19 protein-coding genes are annotated in these 20,997 nt (G+C 57.2%); 5 read left to right on the top strand and 14 right to left on the bottom strand.

The features are described from left to right. Positions 1-3: 3 nt before the first annotated feature. Both CPY64_RS10145 and CPY64_RS10140 read right to left on the bottom strand, forming a co-directional pair. Positions 4-1,206 (bottom strand): benzoate/H(+) symporter BenE family transporter, encoded by a 1,203-nt coding sequence (locus CPY64_RS10145; RefSeq protein WP_042481496.1) that lies wholly within the window; start codon positions 1,204-1,206, stop codon positions 4-6. A gap of 28 nt (positions 1,207-1,234) precedes the next feature. Continuing rightward, complete coding sequence (locus CPY64_RS10140; protein WP_042481492.1) at positions 1,235-1,999, bottom strand: AraC family transcriptional regulator; 765 nt, start codon at positions 1,997-1,999, stop codon at positions 1,235-1,237. 96 nt (positions 2,000-2,095) lie between these two features. Between CPY64_RS10140 and CPY64_RS10135 the strand changes: the two genes are divergently transcribed. Further along, positions 2,096-3,292: an MFS transporter gene (locus CPY64_RS10135; protein ID WP_042481490.1), complete on the top strand. Its 1,197-nt coding sequence runs from the start codon at positions 2,096-2,098 to the stop codon at positions 3,290-3,292. 221 nt (positions 3,293-3,513) lie between these two features. On the opposite strand, the gene CPY64_RS10130 is transcribed toward CPY64_RS10135, so the two are convergent. Beyond that, on the bottom strand, positions 3,514-4,686 hold the full coding sequence (locus CPY64_RS10130) for an MFS transporter (RefSeq protein ID WP_042481488.1): 1,173 nt from the start codon (positions 4,684-4,686) through the stop codon (positions 3,514-3,516). A gap of 1,180 nt (positions 4,687-5,866) precedes the next feature. Here CPY64_RS10130 and CPY64_RS10125 point away from each other — a divergent pair. Further along, a complete protein-coding gene (locus CPY64_RS10125) occupies positions 5,867-6,655 on the top strand; it encodes a deaminated glutathione amidase (RefSeq protein ID WP_042481485.1) in 789 nt (262 codons plus the stop codon). 11 nt (positions 6,656-6,666) lie between these two features. Here the strand turns inward: CPY64_RS10125 and alkB are convergent, their stop codons facing one another. After that, a complete protein-coding gene (alkB, locus tag CPY64_RS10120; RefSeq protein WP_042481483.1) occupies positions 6,667-7,314 on the bottom strand; it encodes a DNA oxidative demethylase AlkB in 648 nt (215 codons plus the stop codon). Between the two features lie 79 nt (positions 7,315-7,393). On the opposite strand from alkB, the gene CPY64_RS10115 reads away from it, so the two are divergent. Then, on the top strand, positions 7,394-8,260 hold the full coding sequence (locus CPY64_RS10115; RefSeq protein ID WP_042481479.1) for a pirin family protein: 867 nt from the start codon (positions 7,394-7,396) through the stop codon (positions 8,258-8,260). A 346-nt stretch (positions 8,261-8,606) separates the two neighbouring features. Here the strand turns inward: CPY64_RS10115 and CPY64_RS10110 are convergent, their stop codons facing one another. The 3 genes from CPY64_RS10110 to CPY64_RS10100 all read right to left on the bottom strand — a co-directional run bounded on the left by CPY64_RS10110 (position 8,607) and on the right by CPY64_RS10100 (position 10,307). Further along, positions 8,607-9,314, bottom strand: a complete 708-nt coding sequence (locus CPY64_RS10110) for a glutathione S-transferase N-terminal domain-containing protein (protein ID WP_042481475.1) — start codon at positions 9,312-9,314, stop codon at positions 8,607-8,609. Positions 9,315-9,413: 99 nt separating this feature from the next. After that, the gene (locus CPY64_RS10105) at positions 9,414-9,638 is read right to left on the bottom strand and encodes a DUF3820 family protein (protein ID WP_003799391.1); all 225 of its coding nucleotides are present in this window, start codon (positions 9,636-9,638) and stop codon (positions 9,414-9,416) included. A gap of 6 nt (positions 9,639-9,644) precedes the next feature. Beyond that, positions 9,645-10,307 (bottom strand): dienelactone hydrolase family protein, encoded by a 663-nt coding sequence (locus CPY64_RS10100; protein ID WP_042481471.1) that lies wholly within the window; start codon positions 10,305-10,307, stop codon positions 9,645-9,647. 146 nt (positions 10,308-10,453) lie between these two features. Between CPY64_RS10100 and CPY64_RS10095 the strand changes: the two genes are divergently transcribed. Further along, positions 10,454-10,696, top strand: a complete 243-nt coding sequence (locus CPY64_RS10095) for a hypothetical protein (protein WP_223254053.1) — start codon at positions 10,454-10,456, stop codon at positions 10,694-10,696. 223 nt (positions 10,697-10,919) lie between these two features. On the opposite strand, the gene CPY64_RS10090 is transcribed toward CPY64_RS10095, so the two are convergent. The 6 genes from CPY64_RS10090 to CPY64_RS10065 all read right to left on the bottom strand — a co-directional run bounded on the left by CPY64_RS10090 (position 10,920) and on the right by CPY64_RS10065 (position 17,722). After that, positions 10,920-11,462: a GNAT family N-acetyltransferase gene (locus CPY64_RS10090; RefSeq protein WP_042481468.1), complete on the bottom strand. Its 543-nt coding sequence runs from the start codon at positions 11,460-11,462 to the stop codon at positions 10,920-10,922. 323 nt (positions 11,463-11,785) lie between these two features. Further along, positions 11,786-12,916 carry a TIGR03364 family FAD-dependent oxidoreductase gene (locus CPY64_RS10085; protein WP_042481465.1) on the bottom strand — a complete coding sequence of 377 codons (1,131 nt, stop codon included), beginning with the start codon at positions 12,914-12,916 and terminating at the stop codon, positions 11,786-11,788. Next, the gene (locus CPY64_RS10080) at positions 12,916-13,935 is read right to left on the bottom strand and encodes a putative 2-aminoethylphosphonate ABC transporter substrate-binding protein (RefSeq protein ID WP_042481462.1); all 1,020 of its coding nucleotides are present in this window, start codon (positions 13,933-13,935) and stop codon (positions 12,916-12,918) included. Before CPY64_RS10080 ends, CPY64_RS10085 begins: the two co-directional genes overlap by 1 nt. A 38-nt stretch (positions 13,936-13,973) precedes the next feature. Continuing rightward, entirely contained in the window at positions 13,974-14,840 is an 867-nt protein-coding gene (gene phnX / locus CPY64_RS10075; RefSeq protein WP_042481459.1) for a phosphonoacetaldehyde hydrolase, read from the bottom strand. A 7-nt stretch (positions 14,841-14,847) separates the two neighbouring features. Then, the gene (locus tag CPY64_RS10070; RefSeq protein WP_371317324.1) at positions 14,848-16,554 is read right to left on the bottom strand and encodes a putative 2-aminoethylphosphonate ABC transporter permease subunit; all 1,707 of its coding nucleotides are present in this window, start codon (positions 16,552-16,554) and stop codon (positions 14,848-14,850) included. A 91-nt stretch (positions 16,555-16,645) separates the two neighbouring features. Further along, entirely contained in the window at positions 16,646-17,722 is a 1,077-nt protein-coding gene (locus CPY64_RS10065; RefSeq protein ID WP_042481457.1) for a putative 2-aminoethylphosphonate ABC transporter ATP-binding protein, read from the bottom strand. 140 nt (positions 17,723-17,862) lie between these two features. Here CPY64_RS10065 and CPY64_RS10060 point away from each other — a divergent pair, with 140 nt between their 5' ends. Next, the gene (locus CPY64_RS10060; protein ID WP_042481452.1) at positions 17,863-18,738 is read left to right on the top strand and encodes a LysR substrate-binding domain-containing protein; all 876 of its coding nucleotides are present in this window, start codon (positions 17,863-17,865) and stop codon (positions 18,736-18,738) included. A 9-nt stretch (positions 18,739-18,747) separates the two neighbouring features. Here the strand turns inward: CPY64_RS10060 and CPY64_RS10055 are convergent, their stop codons facing one another. After that, entirely contained in the window at positions 18,748-20,781 is a 2,034-nt protein-coding gene (locus tag CPY64_RS10055; RefSeq protein WP_042481449.1) for a DUF4139 domain-containing protein, read from the bottom strand. Between the last annotated feature and the right edge of the window lie 216 nt (positions 20,782-20,997).

The raw sequence follows: 20,997 nt of genomic DNA, 5'->3' as shown, positions 1-20,997 counted from the left end.
GAATCAGGAAACTTTTCGTTTCTGAATCAAGTACATAGCCATACCAAAAACCAGACCCCAGAAGGCACTGCCGATATTGAGCAGGCTCATGCCCGAGGCAGTGGTCAAAAAGGTGACCAGGGCTGCATCACGGGTATCCGGGGCTTCCAAAGCCATGTGAATGCTGTTGCCAATGGTACCCAGCAAGGCCAGGCCAGCAATGGCGGCGATCAGTTCTGTGGGGAAAGCCGCAAACAGGCTGACGACGGTGGCACCGAAAATACCTGCCGCAAAATAGAAAATGCCGGCCCAGACACTGGCGCGATAACGTTGACGCGGGTCCGCATCCACTTCCGGGGTCATGCACAGGGCAGCGCTGATGGCGGCCAGATTGTAGGCATAGCCACCGAAGGGGCCAAAGATCAGGCCCACAATGCCGGTCCAGCTGATGACGGTGGAGTTGGGGGCATCATAGTTATGGGCCTTTAACACGGCCACGCCCGGAATGTTCTGCGAGCTCATGGTCACGATGAAAAAGGGAATGCCCACACCGATCAGGGCCGTCCATGAAAACTCGGGCCAGACCAATACCGGCGAGGCGGGTGACCAGCTCAGAATTTCCATTTTCAGCAAACCCTGCATGGCGGCAATCGTGACACCGGCCACCAGCGCCAGCGGCACGGCATAGCGCGGTGACCACTGGCGCACCACCAGAAACACAATGAACATGCTCAGGCACAGCAGCCATTGGGTTTGCATGGCACTAAACAGGTCCAGGCCAAAGCGCAGCAAGATGCCGCCCAGCATGGCGCCGGCAATGCTGCGCGGCATGTACTGCATCAACTTTTGAAAACTGCCGCTAAGACCACAAATAGTGGTCAGCAGGGACGAGAACAGGAAAATCCCCACGGCCTGCGACATGGGCAGACCCACCAGACCCGTGGCCAGCAGCGCTGCCCCGGGCGTGGACCAGGCGGTCAGAATCGGAATCTTGTAGCGCAGCGACAGGCCTGCCGACAGCAAACCCAGACCAATACCCAAAGACCACATCCAGGAGCCCAGCTCGGCGGTGTTGGCACCGGCTGCTTGAGCCGCCTGAAAAACAATGGCAGCGGAACTGGTATAGCCCACCAGCACGGCAATCAGCCCCGCCGACATGTGAGAAATCTGGAACCAACTCAATAAACGCTGCAGATATCCGGGGCGGGACAGGTGTGTGGAAGACATGGATGCGAGTGGTGTGGGTAGTGGTGACTTAAGAGGAATGGGTTTGGCTTAAGTAACGGCTGGGAGTGTCGCCCAAAATGGATTTGAAAACAGTAATAAAGGCACTGATAGAGGTGTAACCCAATTCCCTGGCGGTGCTCTTTACGGACATTCCTGAACCCAGTTTTTGCAGGGCCAGCATAATCATGAATTGTTGCCGCCAGCGCCCGAAGCTCATCCCTGTGTGTTTTAGCATATGTCGAGCCAGGGTGCGCTCACTCATGGCCAGTTCTTTTGCCCAGTCGGCCATGGTGGGGCGCGAGTCGGGCTGCTTGAGCATATGTTGCGCAATCGTTTGCAGGACTTTGTCTTCGGGCACCGGCACATGCAATTGACGTGTGGGCATCTGGTTCAAGGTTTCCAGCAGCACCAGCGCCAGGCGGTGTGTCTGGCTGCCTGGCTCGTAGTGGGGGTTCAGGTCGCTTAAATGAATGATCATTTCGCGCACCATGGGGCTCAGATCCAGCGTGCTGCAATGATCGGGCAATTGATCCAGACCGGGCTGAATGTACAGGAAATGAATCAGGGCCTGATCGTCGGCACGGGCACGGTGGCGAATACCCACCGGCACCCAGACGGCGCATAGCGGCGGAACCATCCAGTAGCCCTGGTCGGTTTGCAGGGTGACCGAGCCATATTGCGTCATGATCAGCTGTCCATTGGGATGGGTATGCAATGGATTTTCAGTATTGCTACCTATCGCCATCTTGATGCTGAAAATAGGCCCGCCTTGCGGATTGGCGCTAAAACTCATGCTTTGTCCGGTTTGAGGTATAAGTTGTCATAATATCCTGTTTGCGCCGGGCTCGAAACAAGATAGAGTAGGGTTTTCACCTACTGGCTACATTTCATGTCCCTCTCTCGACTCTCCTGGCTCTCCCACCCCTTGCTGGTGTTGATTGGCGTCTTGCTGATCGCTGGCAATCTGCGAGCTCCGATCACGGGTATCGCTCCCTTGCTGGAGCTGATCCAGGCAGACCTGTCCCTGTCGTCCACGCAGGCCGGTTTGCTGACTGCCATGCCCTTGTTCATCTTCGCGGTGGTCTCCTTGCTGGCCGCCTCCATGGCTCGTAAGGTGGGGCTGTCTCGCTCTTTGTTCATCGCTTCCGTGCTGATTGCCATTGGTGTGGTGGTGCGAGTTCTGGGGGGAGCGACGGAGTTGTTTGCCGGTATTGGTTTGCTGGCTATCGGGATTGCCCTGGGTAATGTGCTCTTGCCGTCCCTGGTCAAGCGTCATTTCCCTTTGCGTATTGGTTTTATTACTTCCTTGTATGTCCTGTTCATGGGCCTGGTTGCGGCTTTCAACTCCGCGATGGCCGTGCCGATGGCAGAGTGGACAGGCCAAAGCTGGCGTTGGTCGTCTTTGATTGTGGTGGGTGTGATGTCACTGGCCAGTGTTCTGGTGTGGGCCACACAGCTGGGGGCGGATCGACGTGCGGCGCAAAGTGCACCGCCAGCCCCTGCCAGCAGCGCGTCGGTGTGGCGTTTGCCTCTGGCCTGGTACATCACCCTGTATATGGGTCTGAACTCGGTGGCGTACTACATGATTGCAAGCTGGCTGCCGGTGATGCTGGTGAACTACGGCTTTGAACCGGATCATGCCGGCCAGATTCACGGTTTGATGCAGCTGGCGACCGCCATCCCTGCCTTGCTGCTCATGCCTGTGCTCAGCCGTTTGCATGACCAGCGTGCCGTCGCTTTGGCGGGCGCCTTGTTGCAGACGTTGACCTTTGTCGGCTTTCTGGTCTTGCCATCGTGGTCTTTGCTGTGGGCGGTGCTGTTTGGTATTGGTAGTGGTAGTGTTTTCCTGATTGCCCTGGCCTTGATCGGTGTGCGTTCTACCTCTACGTCGCAGGCTGCGTCCCTGTCGGGTATGGCGCAGTGCATGGGCTATTTGCTGGCGGCCTTTGGCCCACCTGCCATGGGCGGCTTGCATGACTTGTTCGATGGCTGGGGTTGGGCGCTGGGCTTGTGCATTTTGGTCAGCTTCGGGATGAGTTATGCCGGTTGGCTGGCTGCCCGACCTGCACAGCCTGAAAAAGTCTGAGGCGGACTTGTAAACAGTAAATAGCCGGATCGTCGAGAGAGATCCAGAAAAGCGGCCTGTGATTGAATACCTTTGAAAGGTGTTGCAATCACAGGCCGTTTTTTCCATGAAAGACTGGCAGATTTTCAGTTCTGCCAAAGCCATTTTCAGTTGCAGATTGGCTTGCTCTGAATCGGCTAGGGTCGTCTAGCTGCCTACGCTGGCTGGGAGCAGATCTGTTTTTACTCTTTGATGCGCAGCGAAATGGTGTGCAGGCCCAAGCCACCCAAAGCCAGCAGGGCACCGACCCAGGCGGTGGAGGTCCAGCCCCAGCCAGCGGCGATGGTCAGCCCACCCAACCAGGCGCCCAAGGCGTTGGCCATATTGAAGGCCGAGTGATTCAAGGCTGCGGCCAGTGTTTGGGCATCTCCGGCCACGTCCATCAAACGAATCTGCAAGGCTGGCCCCAAGGCCACCAGGGTGCCGATCAGCATGATATTCAAGGGGCCCAGAATAGGGTGATGAGCCGTAATCATGAACAATAGCAGCACTCCGGTTGCCCAGATCAGCACCAGCCGAATACTGCGATCCAGATAGCGGTCGGCGTAGCGTGCACCCAGCAGATTCCCCAGGACCATACCGACCCCAAACAAGGCCAGTACAACCGGAATGGCGCTGGCTGACAGCCCGGCCAGTTCCATCAGGGTGGATTTCACATAGCTGAACACCGAGAACATGCCGCCAAAGCCAATGGCACCTATGCCCAGCGTCAACCAGACCTGCTTGCGTTTCAAGGCCCCCAATTCGCGCAAGGGGCTGGCCAGGGTGTTGGCAGGGACAAAAGGAACAAAACGCAGCACCAGGCCCATGGTGATCAGGGCAATGATGCTGACAAAAGTGAAGGCCGCTTGCCAACTGAGCCATTGACCCAGAGTGGTGGCAATCGGCACGCCCAGCAAGGTGGCGACGGTCAAACCCAGCATGACATAGGCGACGGCCTGGGCGCGGCGATGGGGTGGCACCAGACGGGCGGCAACCAGGGCGGCAACACCAAAGTAGGTGCCGTGCGGGAAACCTGCCAAAAAGCGGGTGACTAAAACGGTTTCATAGCTGGGGGCGATCACGGTCAGAAAATTGCCTACGGCATAGGCGCCCATCAAGGCAATCAAGAGGCGTCGCCATGGCCAGCGCGCACCGAGCACGGCCAGAACGGGTGCGCCGACAACCACGCCCAGGGCATAGGCGCTGATTAAATGGCCAGCAGTAGGGATATCGATGCCCAGATCCAGGGCGACATCAGGCAGCAAGCCCATGATGACAAATTCGCCCGTGCCGATGGAAAAACCACCGACAGCCAAGGCCAGAATCGCCAGTAGAACCTGGCGGGAAGATAAGGAATCGTGTGATGAAGACAAGATAAAAGCCTGAGAAACAAGAAGGGGGTGTGTCCAGCCCGTAAGAGGCCTTATTGTCGCGCAGTCCTGGGGGCAGGCTCAAGATTTCTAGGGCTTGAATAAGGTCATGTAACTGTAGGGAATTGAAGATCTTTTTAAGTTTTTAGTTTTTATTACGTCCTAGCACAAATTAATTTATCTATCTATAGCGTCAGCCCTAAACAACGTATGCAGATTTTTTTATCTTTTTTATATAGAATCTCGGTATTGGGTGTTTTGTATCCAATCATTTTCCTGTGGTAGCTTTCCCCTGATTTTGCAAGAAATCGGGGGTTTTTTTTATTCTGATTATTTTGGATTTCAATCATTAGTGCATTGACGGTCCAATGGCGATGCGGCGTGCAGCCATGATTCAAAGCCTTGTTTCAGGCGGTGGTACGGCGTTGAAAATTAAAGAGTGGGCCTGTGCATGTTTGCAGCAGGCCCATTTTTTTAAGCTGGTTTTCTCTTTCTTTTGTTTATTGATTTATTCAGGGTGAATTTATTTTTCAATTATGTCCGGTCATATTTTTTAGGGCCAAACCATGCTCTGAAGGAGTTAAGGTAATCGACTTCAATCATGGCGCAAGACTGCACCTGGGATTTGTGCGATTTTGTCCGGCTTAATGAACAAGTAATTTTACTTGCTTGTATATCCTATATGGCATTGCAAATATAAATGTTTTTTATATCTCATTGTCATATGTTTTTTGATTTTAAGGATTTGCTCCGCAAGAATCAGTGTGGTTCGAGCTGTCTGCCCGAACCCAATTCAAGCTCATGATGGAAAAATGCGGGTCGGATGGATAGCCTCTCAGGCCATAGCTTGCAGCTGGGCAAGTTATCGCATTGTTTTCTTGTTCAGTCGCTTAATTAAGTGAGTCGTCTTGCGGAAATGTTCTTGAATTCACCTAGCTTGTTTAGTGTGGTTAAACGCGTTTGAGGTCTTGACGAAAACATGAGCTGTTTTTAATTTCAATTCCTGTCAGTTTTTTTACATGCTGGGAAGTGGGAGATAGGCAAACGTATCAGTGATACAGAAGAGCAGAGTGTTGTTTTACGTTTGACCGCCTGGTGAACTATTTTTGTGTTCGGATTGTTGGCTGGCCAAGCCGAAACGCTGCGTTAGAATCATTCAGGCAGCACACTCAAGGAGGTGGTCATGAAAGTTGCATTGGGCCAGATGGCCGTATCCAAAGATTCGCAGGAGAACCTGAGCGCTTGTCTGGGGCTGATCGACCAGGCCTTGCGCTCTGGAGCTCAGTTACTGGTCTTGCCAGAGGGTGTGCTGGCCAGAAATGTGGCCGATCCTGAAGTGGTTCTGAAATCGGCACAAGCCCTGGATGGGGAGTTTGTCAGCCGCCTGAGCGCCGCGACCCGCGATACCGATTTGACGGTGGTGTTCTGCATTCATACCCCAGCAGGGGAAGGCAAGGTCTGGAATACCTTGGTGGTGTTGCGTGATGGTCAGGTGCTGGCGCATTACAACAAACTCCATTTGTACGATGCTTTCTCGGTACAAGAATCGCGCTATGTACAGCCCGGTACAGAAATCCCCGCCTTGATTGATGTGGCCGGTTTCAAGGTCGGTTTGATGACTTGCTACGATCTGCGCTTTCCCGAACTTGCTCGTCGCTTGTGCGTGGATGGGGCTCAAGTCCTGTTGGCACCGTCGGCCTGGCTGAAAGGGCCCTTGAAGGAACACCACTGGCGAGTGTTGACGACGGCTCGCGCTTTGGAAAACACGGCTTATATGGTGGCCGTGGGTGAATGTGGCGAACGCAATATCGGCCAAAGTCTGGTGGTCGATCCCCTGGGGGTGATTGTGGCCCAGGCGGCAGAGACACCCACTTTGCTTTTGGTCGATCTGGATCGGGAGCGTCTGGCCTATGCCCGCCGTATTTTGCCTGTACTGGACAATCGCCGTTTTGCACCGCCCGAACTGGGTTGATCACACAGGCCTTAACCTGCTTTTCTGAATGTCAGATTGACCCGGCCCGAACCCCAGAGTGGATGGGCTGGGCCTTCCAGTCTGCGTACCCCGTGAAAATTCATTCTGGATGGTCCCCACCAGACCAGCACATCACCATCGCGTAGCCGCAGGGTACGCACCGGGTCGCTGCGTTTTGCGCCACCCCATAAAAACAAGGCCTCACGCCCCAAGGACACCGAGACGATCGGGTGCTGCAAGTCGCGCTCGTTTCTGTCCTGGTGCAAGGACATATGCGCCTGCTCGTCGTAGTAGTTGATCAGGCAGGTATCGGGCTGAAAAGGACCTTGGCCCGACTCCTGGGCAATGCGCGCCAGCAAGTCCTTGAATACAACAGGCATGGCGGGCCAGGCCAAACCGCTTTGCGGGTCTGTGGGACTGTAGCGATAGCCGTGCTCGTCCGATATCCATCCCAAATCTCCACAACTGCTTTGTGCGGCCGACATGTGATGTCCTGATGGAACCTGCATATGTCGCCAGGGGGCGCTGCGCACCAGCTCCTGAACCGCTTGGGCCAAGGCAGCGGCGTAGGGCAGGGCCAGACCCGGCAGGGCAATAAGGCCGGTATCCAGCGTCAGCACATGGCCGGGAACGGGATCGAAGAGTGAGAGCGTGGACATGCGGGAGTAAGCGAAGCAATCAGGGACCAGAGTATAGTAATCGGGATTGTATTTTTGCGACTTCCCAGTAGAGGTGTCTATGGTCGAGCTGCTTATTCCACAACGTCAGCACAGCATTGGTGCATTTGAAGTGGGGCGCGTTTTGCCCTTTCGCCAACGGCGTATGGTGGGACCTTTTATCTTCTTTGATCGCATGGGGCCGCAAGATCTGACGGCACCGGTAGGAACAGAGAACGATGTGCTGCCACACCCGCATATCGGCCTGTCTACCGTAACCTATTTGTTTGAAGGTGCCATGACGCACCGCGACAGTCTGGGCGTGGAGCAGGACATTACACCTGGTGCGCTCAATTGGATGACCGCGGGTTCAGGCATCAGCCATTCCGAGCGCTTTGAGCCCATGCGCGCGCAAGGTGGTCGCATGGATGGTATCCAGGCCTGGGTGGCCTTGCCGGAACACAAGGAAGAACAGAACCCGGACTTTGTGCATTACGAGGCCGAGCAGCTACCTTTGATTAAGGATACGGGCCTGGAAGGTCGTCTGATTGCCGGCTCGGCGCTGGGTTTGTGCAGTCCCGCCAGTGTGGCCTCGCCTTTGTTCTATATGGAGTTGCGCGTGCAAGCCGGCCAGTCTGTCCCTTTGCCAACCGGCCACGAAGAGCGCGCCATTTATATCTGTGCGGGCGGGCTGGAAGTAGGTGGACAGCGCTATCCAGCCGGCCAGATGCTGGTCTTTGCCAAAGGCGGCAGCCCCCGTATCCTTGCCGAGCAGAGCAGCCACTTGATGCTGCTGGGCGGCGAGCCCTTGGGACCACGCCATATCTGGTGGAACTTCGTGTCCTCCCGCAAAGACCGCATCGAGCAGGCCAAGGATGATTGGGTCAACGGTCGTATCAGTTTGCCACCGCTGGATGATGATCAGTTCATCCCTTTGCCTGCGGTGTAATGCTTACGTTGACTGTAGAGGCGTTTGGTCTTGGATCTGGACCGTAACCTCATGGTTGCGTGAGCAGCAGTGGGGGCGCCAAATCGTACACACAAAAAAAAGCCCTGGAAAGAATCCAGGGCTTTGAAGGCTTGCTCATCAGGCTGGTGGATTTGCCTGTATCTGCTCTATGAACAGACTGGTTTTTTGATTGATGAGCAAGCCAGGCAAACGGAATAGTACCGCTTGCGCAGGATGTTTAGGAGGCCAATTGTACGGACTGCCGCCAAGCGAAACAAAAAAGACCAGCTTGCTAGCAGGGCTATTAAAAATTGGCTTATAAGCATTGATTGGCGCTGCTTATCCATCAATCACGGGCAGGAATGTTCAGGCCGCGTTGTACCGCCGGGCGGGCCTGGAATTGCTGCAGAACACGGGCCACGTTCTTGAATTGCTCATACTCCACCAACTCGCCTGCGCCGTAAAAACCGATCAGGTTGGCAATCCAGGGGAACAGAGCAATATCGGTGATGGAGTAGCTATTGCCCACCATCCAGTCCTTACCGTCCAGATGCTTGTCGATCACACCCAGCAAGCGCTTGGATTCGTTGACATAGCGGTCGCGAGGGCGCTTGTCTTCAAAATCCTTGCCGGCAAATTTGTGGAAGAAACCCAGCTGACCAAACATGGGGCCTACACCACCCATCTGGAACATCAGCCATTGCAGGGTTTCGTAGCGTTGGGCCGGGTCTGCGGAGAGCAACTGGCCAGTTTTTTCTGCCAGATAGATCAGGATGGCACCGGACTCGAACAAGGCCAGTGGTTTGTCGCCAGGGCCATTGGGGTCCAGAATCGCCGGGATCTTGTTGTTGCTGCTGAGCGAAATAAATTCCGGGCTGAGCTGATCGTTGCGCTCAAAGCTGACCAGATGCGGCTCGTAAGGCAGGCCAATTTCTTCCAGCATGATGGAAACCTTGACGCCGTTGGGAGTGGGCAAGGAATACAGTTGCAGGCGCTCGGGGTGTTGAGCCGGCCATTTGCGGGTGATGGGGAATGCGGAGAGATCGATTGTCATGACGTCCTTCACAATGGGGTGTAGAGGAAGCCTTGATAGTAGCAAGCTGTACGGTGACCTACCGCCGCAGCCCGCTGCCTAGTAAGGTATTTGTATCGCTTAGCGACTGCGCGGGCGCAAGGGGTCCAGCAAGGATTTCAGGCCGTTGTGATCCAGCTCGTGCATCAGGGCCAGCAATTGACCCAGCCGCCCGGAAGGAAAGCCTTCACGGGCAAACCAGTTCAGATAATGCCCCGGCAGGTCCGCCAGCAAGCGACCTTTGTATTTTCCGTAAGGCATGGTGGTATTTAGCAGGGCAAGCAGGTCGTCGCTGGATTCAAGCATGGGGGCTTAACGTAGATGGTCGGCAAAGAACGCTAGTGTACGTTCCTGAGCCAGCTTGTAGGAGGCTTCGTGAAAGTCGGGGCGATGATCGCAGCCGAAACCATGGCCGGCAGGCTCGTACACGTAAATGGCCACGTCTTTCTGCGCGTCTTTAATGGTCTGAATGGCGCTGGCAGGGATGGAGCGGTCCTGGGCACCAAAGTGCATTTGAACCGGAATCCGGGGCTGTTCCTGGGCGTTCTGGGCAATTTGCGAACCATACCAGCAACTGGCGGCTTTCAGCCCCTGCAATCGGCAGGCGGCCAGCCAGCTCAAGGAGCCACCCCAGCAATACCCCACAATCCCAATCTTGCGTGAACCCAAGGCGTCCACGCAGGCCTGGATATCCAGCAGGGTCTTATCCTGGGCAATGCCGTTGCGCAGTGCCAGACCTGCTTGCACGTCCTCGGCGGTATAGTCCAGCTCTACATTTTTCTCTTGCCGGTCGAACAGGGCGGGAGACAGGACCCGGTAGCCTTGCTCGGCAAAGCGCTCGCAGGTGTTGCGTATGTGTTGATTTACACCAAAAATTTCCTGCAACACGATCAAGCCGCGTTCGGCCTTTTCGTCGCCTGCGGCATAGGCCTGGAAACGGTGCTGGTCTGCGCTGGTCAAGCTAAGCGTACTCATGGCGTGTCCTTTAGCTGTAAAACAATAATTCTCTCTTATAACAGTCGCCCATACTGGGAGGCCAGCCTCAGGACGTTTACAATCCACCCCGAACGGCGGGGGTGTCTAGCTCTCGCCCAAGCCCCTCCTACCTCAATGGAATAATGATGCGTGACGTGCTAATGGACAGTCTGTTCTGGACGATTGTGATGCCCTGGTTCTTGTTTTTAGGGCTATTTCTTGTTCCCAAGAAACCTTCCTGGTTGCGAAACTACGCCTTTCCGGGCGTGTTCATTGCAGTAGGTTTGGGTCTCGTGGCTGGGGTGGCAGTCGGTGTGGGTATTTTCAGCATCGTGCTGGGCCTGATCGCCTTTGCCGTGTGCTACGAAAAGCCAAAAGCCAGCGCCTGAGTCAGGGACAAACCGTTTGAGAAAAGCCATCGCGGCGTGCTGCCAGCGATGGTTTTTTTGTCGCCGGGCCGCCCCAAGGCTCGGCGCCCCCGGGGAAACCTCCCTCTCGGGGATGAGCCTGGACACACAGCAGTCCATTGCGGACTGCTGTGTGCCTGGAGAATCCGAGCGGCATACAAGCCGCGAGGTGGAGCGCAGGCCGAAGGCGTAGCGTGGGGGGGCTTCAGCCGTCGACTGGCTCGGCAGGCGTATCCAGCGTCAGCAGATAGAAGGCGACATCCAGCCAGCGGCCAAATTTGAACCCCACTTCCTTGAAGGTGCCCGCATGTGTGAAGCCCAGGCTTTGATGCAGGTGGATACTGCCCGCATTGCTGGCATCAATACAGCCTACCAGGGTATGCACATTGGCCAGACGGGCACGCGTGATCAGCTCTTGCATCAGAATCTTGCCCAGCCCTTTGCCGCGATGCTCCGGGTGCACATATACGCTGTGTTCCATGGTGTATTTGTAGGCCGGAAAGGCGCGGAAGGTGCCCCAACTAGCAAAGCCCATCAGCGTGCCTGAATCATCGATGACGCCGACTACCGGAAAGCCGTTGGCGCGTTTGGTGGCAAACCAGCTCACCATGGCCTCGGGCGGGCGTGGGACATAATCGTAAAGTGCGGTGGAATTCACGATGGCGTCGTTCAGGATCGCCAAAATAGCGGCTGCATGCTGTTCTTCATTGCAGTCTATAAAATGCAACCCGCTGTCACTGCTTTTCATTGATCCGTTCCTGTCATGGAGTAGGCCGGGGTTTCATCGCCAATCGCGACAAGGTACTTGGCGGCCTGGCTGTGTGGATTGCTAAAACTCATGAGCGCTCATTCTGGCCTATCGTGTGGCGTATTTTATTCCACTCTATTGGGTTTCTCATGGGAAATTCCCGGTAAGAAAATGCATTGTGTCGCCCTATTTTGAGGCTTGGATTCTGCCATCCAGACACGCGCTTTAGGAAAAGAAAAACGCGCAGCCCAGGCTGCGCGTTTTTGCACTCTTGCTGGCTAGGTCAAAGCTGATCTGCTTGCCTAACCATCCATGTCCTGCAATCAATCGTAGCGAGCCGCGATATTGCGTTCGCCAATGGCCAGACCCGTGGTCATCCCCAAGCCGGTGTGCATGACGGTCACTTGCGTGCTGCCATCTGCCTGCAAGACAGAAAATGGAGCAGGTCCTTTCGCGCCATACACCCCTTGCCAGCGTTGCAGCACCTGCACCGGGCAGCCCAGCACGGTTTCTGCCAGAGCCAGCAAGTACTGGTCTGTTTCTTCCTGATTGAATGGGCTGGCTTGCTGACCGTAGTCGTGCGAATCACCAATAATCAGATCCCCGTCCGGGGTGGGGCTGATCAGCAAATGAATGCCTTGATCCAGCAGTACACCGTGACGTTTCTGTACCTGCTCGCGCAGCGTGTCTGCCAACGGCAGATCGCTAAAGGCGCCGTAGTGCAGGCAGGACAAGCCCGTCAGCAAAGGACGGTCCAAAGCCCAGCCTGTATCTTGCGCACGTACTTTCAGCATTTGCAGACGAGTTACCGACGGTTTGACGGTATCGAGCAGTTTGCGATGCAGGCTGCTGTAGTCATGACCGGGGCACACAAAAATGCTGTTGGCCGTGAAGGTGCCCGCACTGCTATGTACCTGACCTTCCTGGGCGTAGTGCACATGCGCTTGCGTGTACACGTCCACTCCCATGGCTTGCAGGCTGCTGGTGATGGCGGGCAGGGCGTCGCGCGAGTAGATCTGCAAATCGTCAAAACCTTGCAGTGCCCCGTGGTGATGCCCCAGGCGGCCATCAAACAAGGCGGCCAGCTCCTTGCCGTTCAGCATTTTGCAGGCAACGTTTTCATCTTGGGCACGGCCCTGGGCAAAGTCTTCCAGCAGTTCCAGTTCCAGATGATTGCGGGCCAGTACCAGCGAGCCATTGCTGCGTACATGAAAACCGGCTTGGGCAGCCAGTTCCAGCCACAGACCGCGGCTTTGGCGAGCCAGATCCATCATGATGCCCGGTGCCTGGCCTGTGACCAGAACCTGACCGAAATTACGTATGGTGGCGCCTTGGGCCTGGTGACTGCGCTCGAGCACAGCCACGCTCAGCTTGCGGCGGGCAGCCGCCCAGGCATGTGCCATGCCCAGGATGCCGCCCCCCACCACGATGACATCGTAGTGTTGTGTGCTCATTACTTCTTGGCTTCCGATTTACCGTCGTAACGCTTGGTCCATTCTTCGATGATGCGCTCGCGGTTTTCAGCGGCCCAGACGAAGTTGTTGTCGATCAGACGCTGATTCAGGTCTGCTGGCAGGTGCGGGTTGGCGGTGGCGATGGACGGAATGGCCAGGACCGCAAAGTTGGTCTTGTACAGGTGGTTGGCTGCTTCGCTGGCCGAGAAGTCAGCCAGTTTCTGGGCGGCTTCCAGGTTCTTGGTGCCTTTCATGATGCCAGTGGCTTCAATTTCCCAGCCCAGGCCTTCTTTAGGGAATACCAGTTCCAGGGGAGCGCCTTCTTCTTTCAGGCGAGCACCACGGTAGTCAAAGGACACGCCAATCGTGTATTCGCCCGCGGCAGCCATGTTGCAAGGCTTGGAGCCGGAGTGGGTGTAGGCGCCGATGTTCTTGTGCAGACCGTCCATAAAGGCCCAACCCTTGTCTTCACCGAACAGTTGCAGCCAAGCGCTCACGTCCAGAAAGCCGGTGCCCGAGGAGGCCGGGTTAGGCATGACGATCTTGCCAGCGTATTCAGGCTTGGTCAGATCTTCCCAGGACGTAGGCATGGGCAGCTTGTTCTTTTCCAGTTCGACGGTGTTGACGCACAGTGCTGCTGCGTAGCCGTTCATGCCGACCCAGCTGGGTGGGTTGTTCTGGTCGCGCATTTTGGCGTCGATTTTTTCCAGGCCCTTGGGGGCGTAGGGCTGCAGCATGTTCTGGCTGGCCATCAAGCCTAGCGAGGAACCGGCCAGACCCCAGATCGCGTCCGCTTTCGGGTTGTTCTTTTCAGCCAGCAGCTTGGCGGTAATGATGCCAGTGGAGTCGCGCACCCACTGGATCTTGATATCGGGATTCTCTTTTTCGAAAGCAGCCTGGTAGGCCTTGAGCTGATCGGCTTCCAGTGCGGTGTACACCGTCAGGGTGGTGGCCGCTTGGGCCAGGGAGGCGGCGCTCATCAAAGCGGCAGCCAAGGAGCTCAGAACAATGGTTTTCATGGAGAAGTGTCCTTGTGACAGCAAAAGGGGGTGGGGGGTTAGAGAGAGTCGGCAGGGCATTCGCCCTGGGCCATGCGCTCGGTGATTTGTTCAATCACGGCGGGCAGTTGGGCAACGGTATCAATCAGGTAGTGGGGCTGGGCATGGGCAAAGGTGGCTGCTGCGCGATCGCGCAGGGTCTGGCGGCTTTCCTCGTCCAGAGCCAGAAACTCCAGTTCGGTCAGACCGGCGGCATTGCCCGAGAGCAGCAAGCCCACGGTCCACATGCCGGCATTGCGGCCTTCTTCGATGCCGACCGGGGTATCGTCAATCTTTACGCAAGCACCGACATTCGTGATTTCCAGACGAATGACGTTTTCCAGCGCCATGGCAGGCCAGGGACGTGCTTGCGGGACTTCATCAAAGGCGACGTGGTAGTCCACCAGCACTTGCTGGCGGTGTGCGTGTTGCAGCAGGTTGTCCAGCACCAGACGCGGGTAGCCGGAGCAGGAGCCAATTTTCAGACCTTGGCGACGTGCCCAGGACAGCGTTTCGCGCGCACCGGGAATGGCGGCGGAAAATTCGCCCACGCGCTCGTTTTGCATGGGCAGGAAGGTGTTGTAGATACGGTCCACATCGCTGTCATCGGGCTCACGCTCGTGCAGGGCCATGAACTGGGCATGTACTTCAGGCAGCTCCAGCATGGCTTTGATATGGTCCCATTTGCCGATGCCCATGGCGCTGCGGGCCTGGTCCAGGTTCAGGGTCAGGTCAAAGCATTTGAAGGCTTCCACCAGAATTTGGGTTGGGGCAAAAGAGCCAAAATCCACCAGCGTGCCGGCCCAGTCAAAAATCAGGGCTTCAAGGCGCGGGGCCTGGGAGCGTGGCGTATCAAGTGGCGTATTCGCGCAAGTTGGGGATGGCATTGCGGTCCTATCGGGTTGGGGAAAGGGAAGAGGAGGAGCGCCAGGCCTGGCTGCGACGCAAGGCCGCGCGGCTGAGCACATGAACCAGCAGGCAGACAAAACCGGAGCTGAGCATGATGACCGTACACATGGCGGCAGCCGGGCCAATAAAGCCGGCATCATCCATATTCATGACCGCTACCGAGGCCAGCACAGTTTGCGGGCTGTACAGAAAGACCACGGCAGACACGGTTGTCATGGCCGAGACAAACAGGTAGCGCGAAACCGAGAGCAGGGCAGGCAGGCACAGCGGCACAGTCACACCCATCAAGGTGGACAGGCGTGGCGCTTTCAGAGAGGCGGCGGCGGCTTCCAGCTCGGCGGGAATGGCCTTCAAGGCCGTCACAAAGTTCAGATGAGCGCTGGTGTACAGGTGGATGACGGTACACAGCACCAGCAAGGTCATGGAGCCGTACAGGCCCGCCAAGGGGTTCTCGGGGTGATTGAAAAAGAAGATGTAGCCCAGGCCCAGCACCAGACCGGGAATGGCCATGGGGGCCAGCGCCAGCATCTGCAGCACGCCGTACAAGCCTTTTTCGGACTGACCCCGAGCGGGCAGCTTTTCCAGCACCCAGGCACCCAGGAAGATCAGGGCCGACCCCAGAATGGCGGTAAACAAGGCCATGGTCAGACTGTTGCGCCAGGCCAGCCAGCCGCCACCGTCCATATTGTTGAAGTCATAGGACTTCAGAGACAGGCTCAGGTTGTAAGGCCAGAATTTGATCAATGAGGCCCAGACCGCCATGCCCACAATCGTCAGAATGGCCAGGGACACCAGAACCAGCACCGCGGTGAAGTAACGGTCGCGCTGACGATGTGGCAGGGGCGAGTAGGCGCTTAGCGATCCTTGGGCCTGACCACGGGCACGAGCCCGCAGGTGGCGATCCAGAAAGAAAGTCAGCACAGCGGGAATCAGCAGCAGCACGCCAATGGCAGCGCCTTTGGAGAACTGCAACTGACCGACCACGGCTTTATAGGCTTCCATGGCCAGCACGTTGTAGGAGCCACCCACGACCTTGGGTACACCGAAGTCGGTGACGGTCAGCGTAAAGACCAGGCAAGCGGCAGAAAAAACGGCATAACGGCTGGCGGGCAGCGTCACTGTCAGGAAACGACGCAAGGAGTTCGCGCCCATGGCTCGGGCCGCGTCATACAGACGGGCATCGGCCAGAGCCAGACCTGTGCTCAGAATCATCAAGGCATGGGGGAAAGTGTAGAAAGCTTCGCCCAGCACAATGCCCCAGAAACCATAAATCGTTTCACCGCCCAACCAGTGGCGCAGCAAGCCCTGATTGCCGAACAAGTAAATCAAGGACAAGCCTGGCATCAAGGAGGGTGCCAGCAAGGGCAGTAAACCCAAGGCACGGAACAGACCTGCGCCACGTATGCAGCAGCGTTGCAGGGCAAAGGCAAAGGCATAGGCAGCGGGGATGACGATAAGCAAGGTGGTCATGCCAACCAGCACGCTGCGACCCACCATGGACATGAAGCCGGGGGCACTGATAATGGACCAGAACTGACCCAGGCCCACGAGTTGCCCGTCGCTGTCCTGAATGGCGCGCAGCAGGATAAACAGCATGGGCAGGGCCAGGAACAGGACCAGCAGGGCAAACAGGGCAATCAACAAGGCACGTCGTGCTGCCGAGCCTATCCAGACAGGCAGCACGGGACGGATCAGGGGATGGTTCTTCACACTGGTTTCAACAACAGGCAGGCCATACAGGCTGGTGGAGGTCAGGGGGACAGCGCCAGGCTGTGGTACGGAATCAGTGGTGGGCATGCAGCGCCTCGCTGGGAAGCTGGATGCGGCAGCGACGCGCGGCCAAGGGATCAAGCAGGCGATCGCCCTGCTCAGGGTTGACGATGGCCTGTACGGTCAGACCGTCCATGCCTTCGGGGCGCAGCGTCAGCTTGTAGTGGCGGCCCAGAAAGATGCCATCCACAATGTCGGCCAAAAAGGTATTGGTGACAGGGGCGGGGCTGTTGTTGTCCAGCACACGAATGTTTTCAGGACGAATGAAAAGGCGTCCGGCACTTGTGGGCGCTTCCTGGCTCAAGTCCAGCCGGACACGCTCTACCAGTACCGAGCAATCGTGCAGGGGGGTAAAGGGCAGCCAGTTGGCTTCACCCACAAAGCCTGCCACAAACGGATCGGCAGGAGCGCGGTACAAGGCCTGGGGGCGATCAAACTGCACCAGACGGCCTTTGTCCATGACGGCGATACGGTCAGCCATGACCATGGCCTCTTCCTGATCGTGCGTGACCATCAGGGTCGTAATGGACAGTTGTTTTTGCAAGGCACGCAGCTCGCTGCGCAGACGCTCACGTACCTGGGCGTCCAGAGCCGACATGGGCTCATCCAGCAAGAGCAGTGATGGTGAGGGAGCCAGTGCACGGGCCAGGGCCACGCGTTGTTGCTGGCCTCCGGACAACTGAGCCGGATATTTGTTTTCCGAACCGGACAGGCCCACCAGATCCAGCATTTCGGATACGCGCTGACGCACTTGGGAGGCCAGGTTCTTGCGTGGGGACAGGCCGTAGGCAATGTTCTGGGCGACGGTCAGGTTAGGAAACAGCGCGTAGGACTGAAACAAGATGCCGTAGTCACGCTGTTGGGGCGGCAGGTGGGTAATGTCACGGCCTGCCATTACGATGCTGCCTTGATCGGCCTGTTGCAGCCCGGCAATGCAGCGCAGCAAGGTGGTTTTTCCGCAGCCCGAGGGGCCCAGCAAACACACCAGCTCGCCGGCTTGTATATCCAGGCTGACCTGGTCCAGAGCAGTAAAGGAGCCGAACTGCTTGTGCAGTCCTTGTATGGTTAAAAATGCAGGCTTGGCGCTCATCCCGGGGTTCCGACTTGTCATGAATGTCATGAACGTCAGTATGGGAGTCGTATATGGCGGCCCTATGACAGTACAACTAATTTCTGTAATACGAGAATCGGATAATTTGGGCTTTGAGTCTTAGCAAGGAGAGCGACAGCATGCTGGCTCTGGAACTGAAGTCCTTTCACGCCACCGCCCATTGTGGCTCTATTACCAAGGCTGCCCAGCAACTGGGGATCAGCCAACCCACGGTGACGTCGCATCTGCGGCAGCTGGAAACCCGCTATGGCGTGGAGCTGTTCTATAGGCAAGGCAAGGGTGTGTACTTGAGCCAGCAAGGGGAACGGCTCCTGCCCCAGGTCGAGCAGTTGATGCAGCAGGCCGCGCAGATCGATTTCAGCTTGCGCGATCTGCGCGATCTGAAAAGTGGCATATTGCGCGTAGGCGCAACCGGGCCGTATTACATCATGGCGGTATTACGGAATTTTCATCAGGCCTACCCCGGCGTGAAGATGCGTTTGAGCATTGATAACTCGCAACGGGTTCTGGGGGCCCTGCATGACTATCAACTGGACGTAATCGCGTCCTCTGCTTTAGTTGATGACGCGCGCCTGGTGCGCCTGCTGCTGGCCTCCGATCCTCTGGTCGCTGTGCTGCGGGTGGACCATCCTTTGGCAAACCGTCAGCGTGTACGCATTATGGATTTGTGTCGCTATCCCATCTTGATGCGCGAGCAAGGTTCCATGACGCGGGAACTGTGTCATCAAGTGTTTCGTCAGGCCGGGCAGGAACCAGGCCAGATTCTGGAAATAGGCAGCCGGGAGGCGATAGGGTGGGGGGTGGTATGTGGCATGGGAGCCAGCTTGCTGCCCTTGCGCGAGGTGCCTGCGCATCCGGACATCATCAGCTTGCCGCTGAGTGATGTGTCGGCTCATTTGAGCGAGTTCGTGTACTGCCTGAAAGAACGCGCGCAGGGCCATGCCATACGCGCGTTTCTGGAGCAGGTGCAGGCCGAGTTGCCTGCACCGGCATAAGGACCGGGATCAAGCCAGTTCGGCCAGACCCTTTTCAAAAGCCTGACGGGCTTTTTGCACGGCGTCGCGCTGTTCCTGAACGGCTTTGCGCTGGCTGGCAATCTGGTCTTCCTGCTGGGCCAGTTGCTCGCTAAAGCGCTGCCCTAAGGTGCTTTGGGCACTGACTGCTGCCAGGTTGGCGCGGATGCGCTCCTGTTCGGCCACGGTTTCGTTCAGGCGCTCGACGGCCTGGTTTTGAGCCTGCTGGGCCTGGCTCAGTTGACGACGCAGCTCGATCAGCTTGTCCATCTTGGCTTGCTGCGCGCTGTCCTCACCGTTGCCACGCCATTGCAGCAGCATGTTCTCGTCGATTTCTTCCAGACGCAGTTCCACATGGTCCTGCAGGCTCAGCTGGGCGGTGACAGTGACTGTCTTGCCTTTGGCAACCTTCACTTTCAGGCGGTGCTCCTGGGCCGTGTCGCTATCGTGCGCATCCGATTTGAGCGTCCAGCCGTCCTGACGGGGCAACTGGATCAGCACGGTACGATCTTCATCGGCCGGGGCTTTGATCTCATAGCGGAAGTTCTGCAAGCGTGTCCATTCCGAACGAGCTACGCCGTCCGTCACGCGGGTTTTGCTCAGGCGATATTCATCCGTCTGCTCTTCGCGGATCTGCACTTTGCTGTCCTGGGCAAAGTAGATCAGGCGCTGCTCGCCAGCAGGCAGGCCGGCCAGCTCCGCGTCACCCACATGGCCGTCCTGTTCATTGAAGACCGTGATAATGCCTGGTGGCAGGCTGTTGGCCTGTTCATTGTTGACCCAGATAGCGGCGGTGGGGTGATCACCTGCCTGGCCGCTGCGGTAAACCGACAGAGATTCGGCTTGCAAAGACGTATCGATAAAAGGCACCGATACAGTTTGGCCTGTGGGGACGCTCAGCGTCTGAGGCAGCGTGAAGCGTACTTGAGTCAGCCCTTCCTGTGCCTGGGTGCTGGCACCCGCGCCGCCCGCAGCCCACTGTTTGGCCATGCTGCTATCGGCCGCGTACGCCGCGCTTTCCATCATGATGGGAGCGGGGGCGGCTGGAGCCATGCGGGCACGCATGGCGGCGCCAGTTGCTTTGCGAGCTTGATTCGCGCTGACCGTGGCTTGAGTGTCCGCTTGCGGGGCGATGGAGCTGCCTACTGCAACCGGCAGTTCGGGACGTTCGTTCCAGTACCGCTCCAGCAGACGCTGGCGCAGCATCACTGGCGAACCGGAGCTGAGGGTGACTTTCACATCCTTCCAGTCTTCGCCGCTGGTGTTCTCAAAAATGGCCCAGGCCTGCAGGCGGGCCTTGCCGTCCTGCATCATCAGGCGATAGGAGCTTTTCCAGACCGGTGCGGGAATCAGGTAAGACAGGCGCGCTGTCTGGGTATCGGTCTTGTTCAGGACCAGCTGAATATCACGCGATTGCTGATTGCTTTGGCCTGCCAGCACTTGGGTGGCCTGCTGCAATTGCTGCTGCAAGGTTTTATCCAGAATCTCCAGACTGGTATCCGGGCCCAGCTCCAGGGTCTGGATCTGGCCTTGCTCAGTCAGCACGCTCAAGATGGCCTGGGCGGGGCGTTCGTTGGTGGCGGCGGTTGCTTGCACGCCCAGAACGGCACCTCGTACCAGACGACCCTGCGAACTGGCGCTGACTTGCTGGCCGCGCAGGGCCTGCGCCAGGGTAGCGGGCGAGCGCAGGTCTTTGGCCGAGAAGGGCAGGCTGTCAAAGCTTTCTTTCAGCGGGGCCAAACCGGATAGCGTCAGGGATTCGATGCGGTTCTTGCCGTCGACAGCCATCAGGGTTTTCAGAATGTCATCGACCTGGGTCAGGGGGACACGCAACTGGGCAGTGCCCGCGTCGGAAATGGGGATTTGTCGCTCGATCTCGGCCATACCGGCGCTGGATAAGGTAATGGACTCGATCTGCTGGGCCCAGGCGGTACTGGCTGCCGAGCCCATCCAGACCAGGAGCAGGGCGCCGGTCAAAGAGCGCAGTCGAGGTGTACGCGCAGCGTGGGGCACAAAGTGGTTCATAGCGCTTCCTTATTCATCCGTAAGCGAAACAAAGGTGTGAAGCGCATTATGCCTAGCCTTGCTGGGCTCTGTCTGTCATTCGGGTAACAAAAAAATGCCATGATCCCGCTTTGCTCCCCCTGGAGCAAAAAATGCTTACGTCATCAAAAGCACGCAAGGCTCTGCTAGGATTTGGGCAGCGTGGCCTGTGCAGGCGCGCGTTTATTAACCCGGTGA

Origin of the sequence: Alcaligenes faecalis (assembly GCF_002443155.1) — a bacterium.
Lineage (GTDB): Bacteria > Pseudomonadota > Gammaproteobacteria > Burkholderiales > Burkholderiaceae_B > Alcaligenes > Alcaligenes faecalis.
This window is presented reverse-complemented; position numbering and strand designations above follow the sequence as displayed.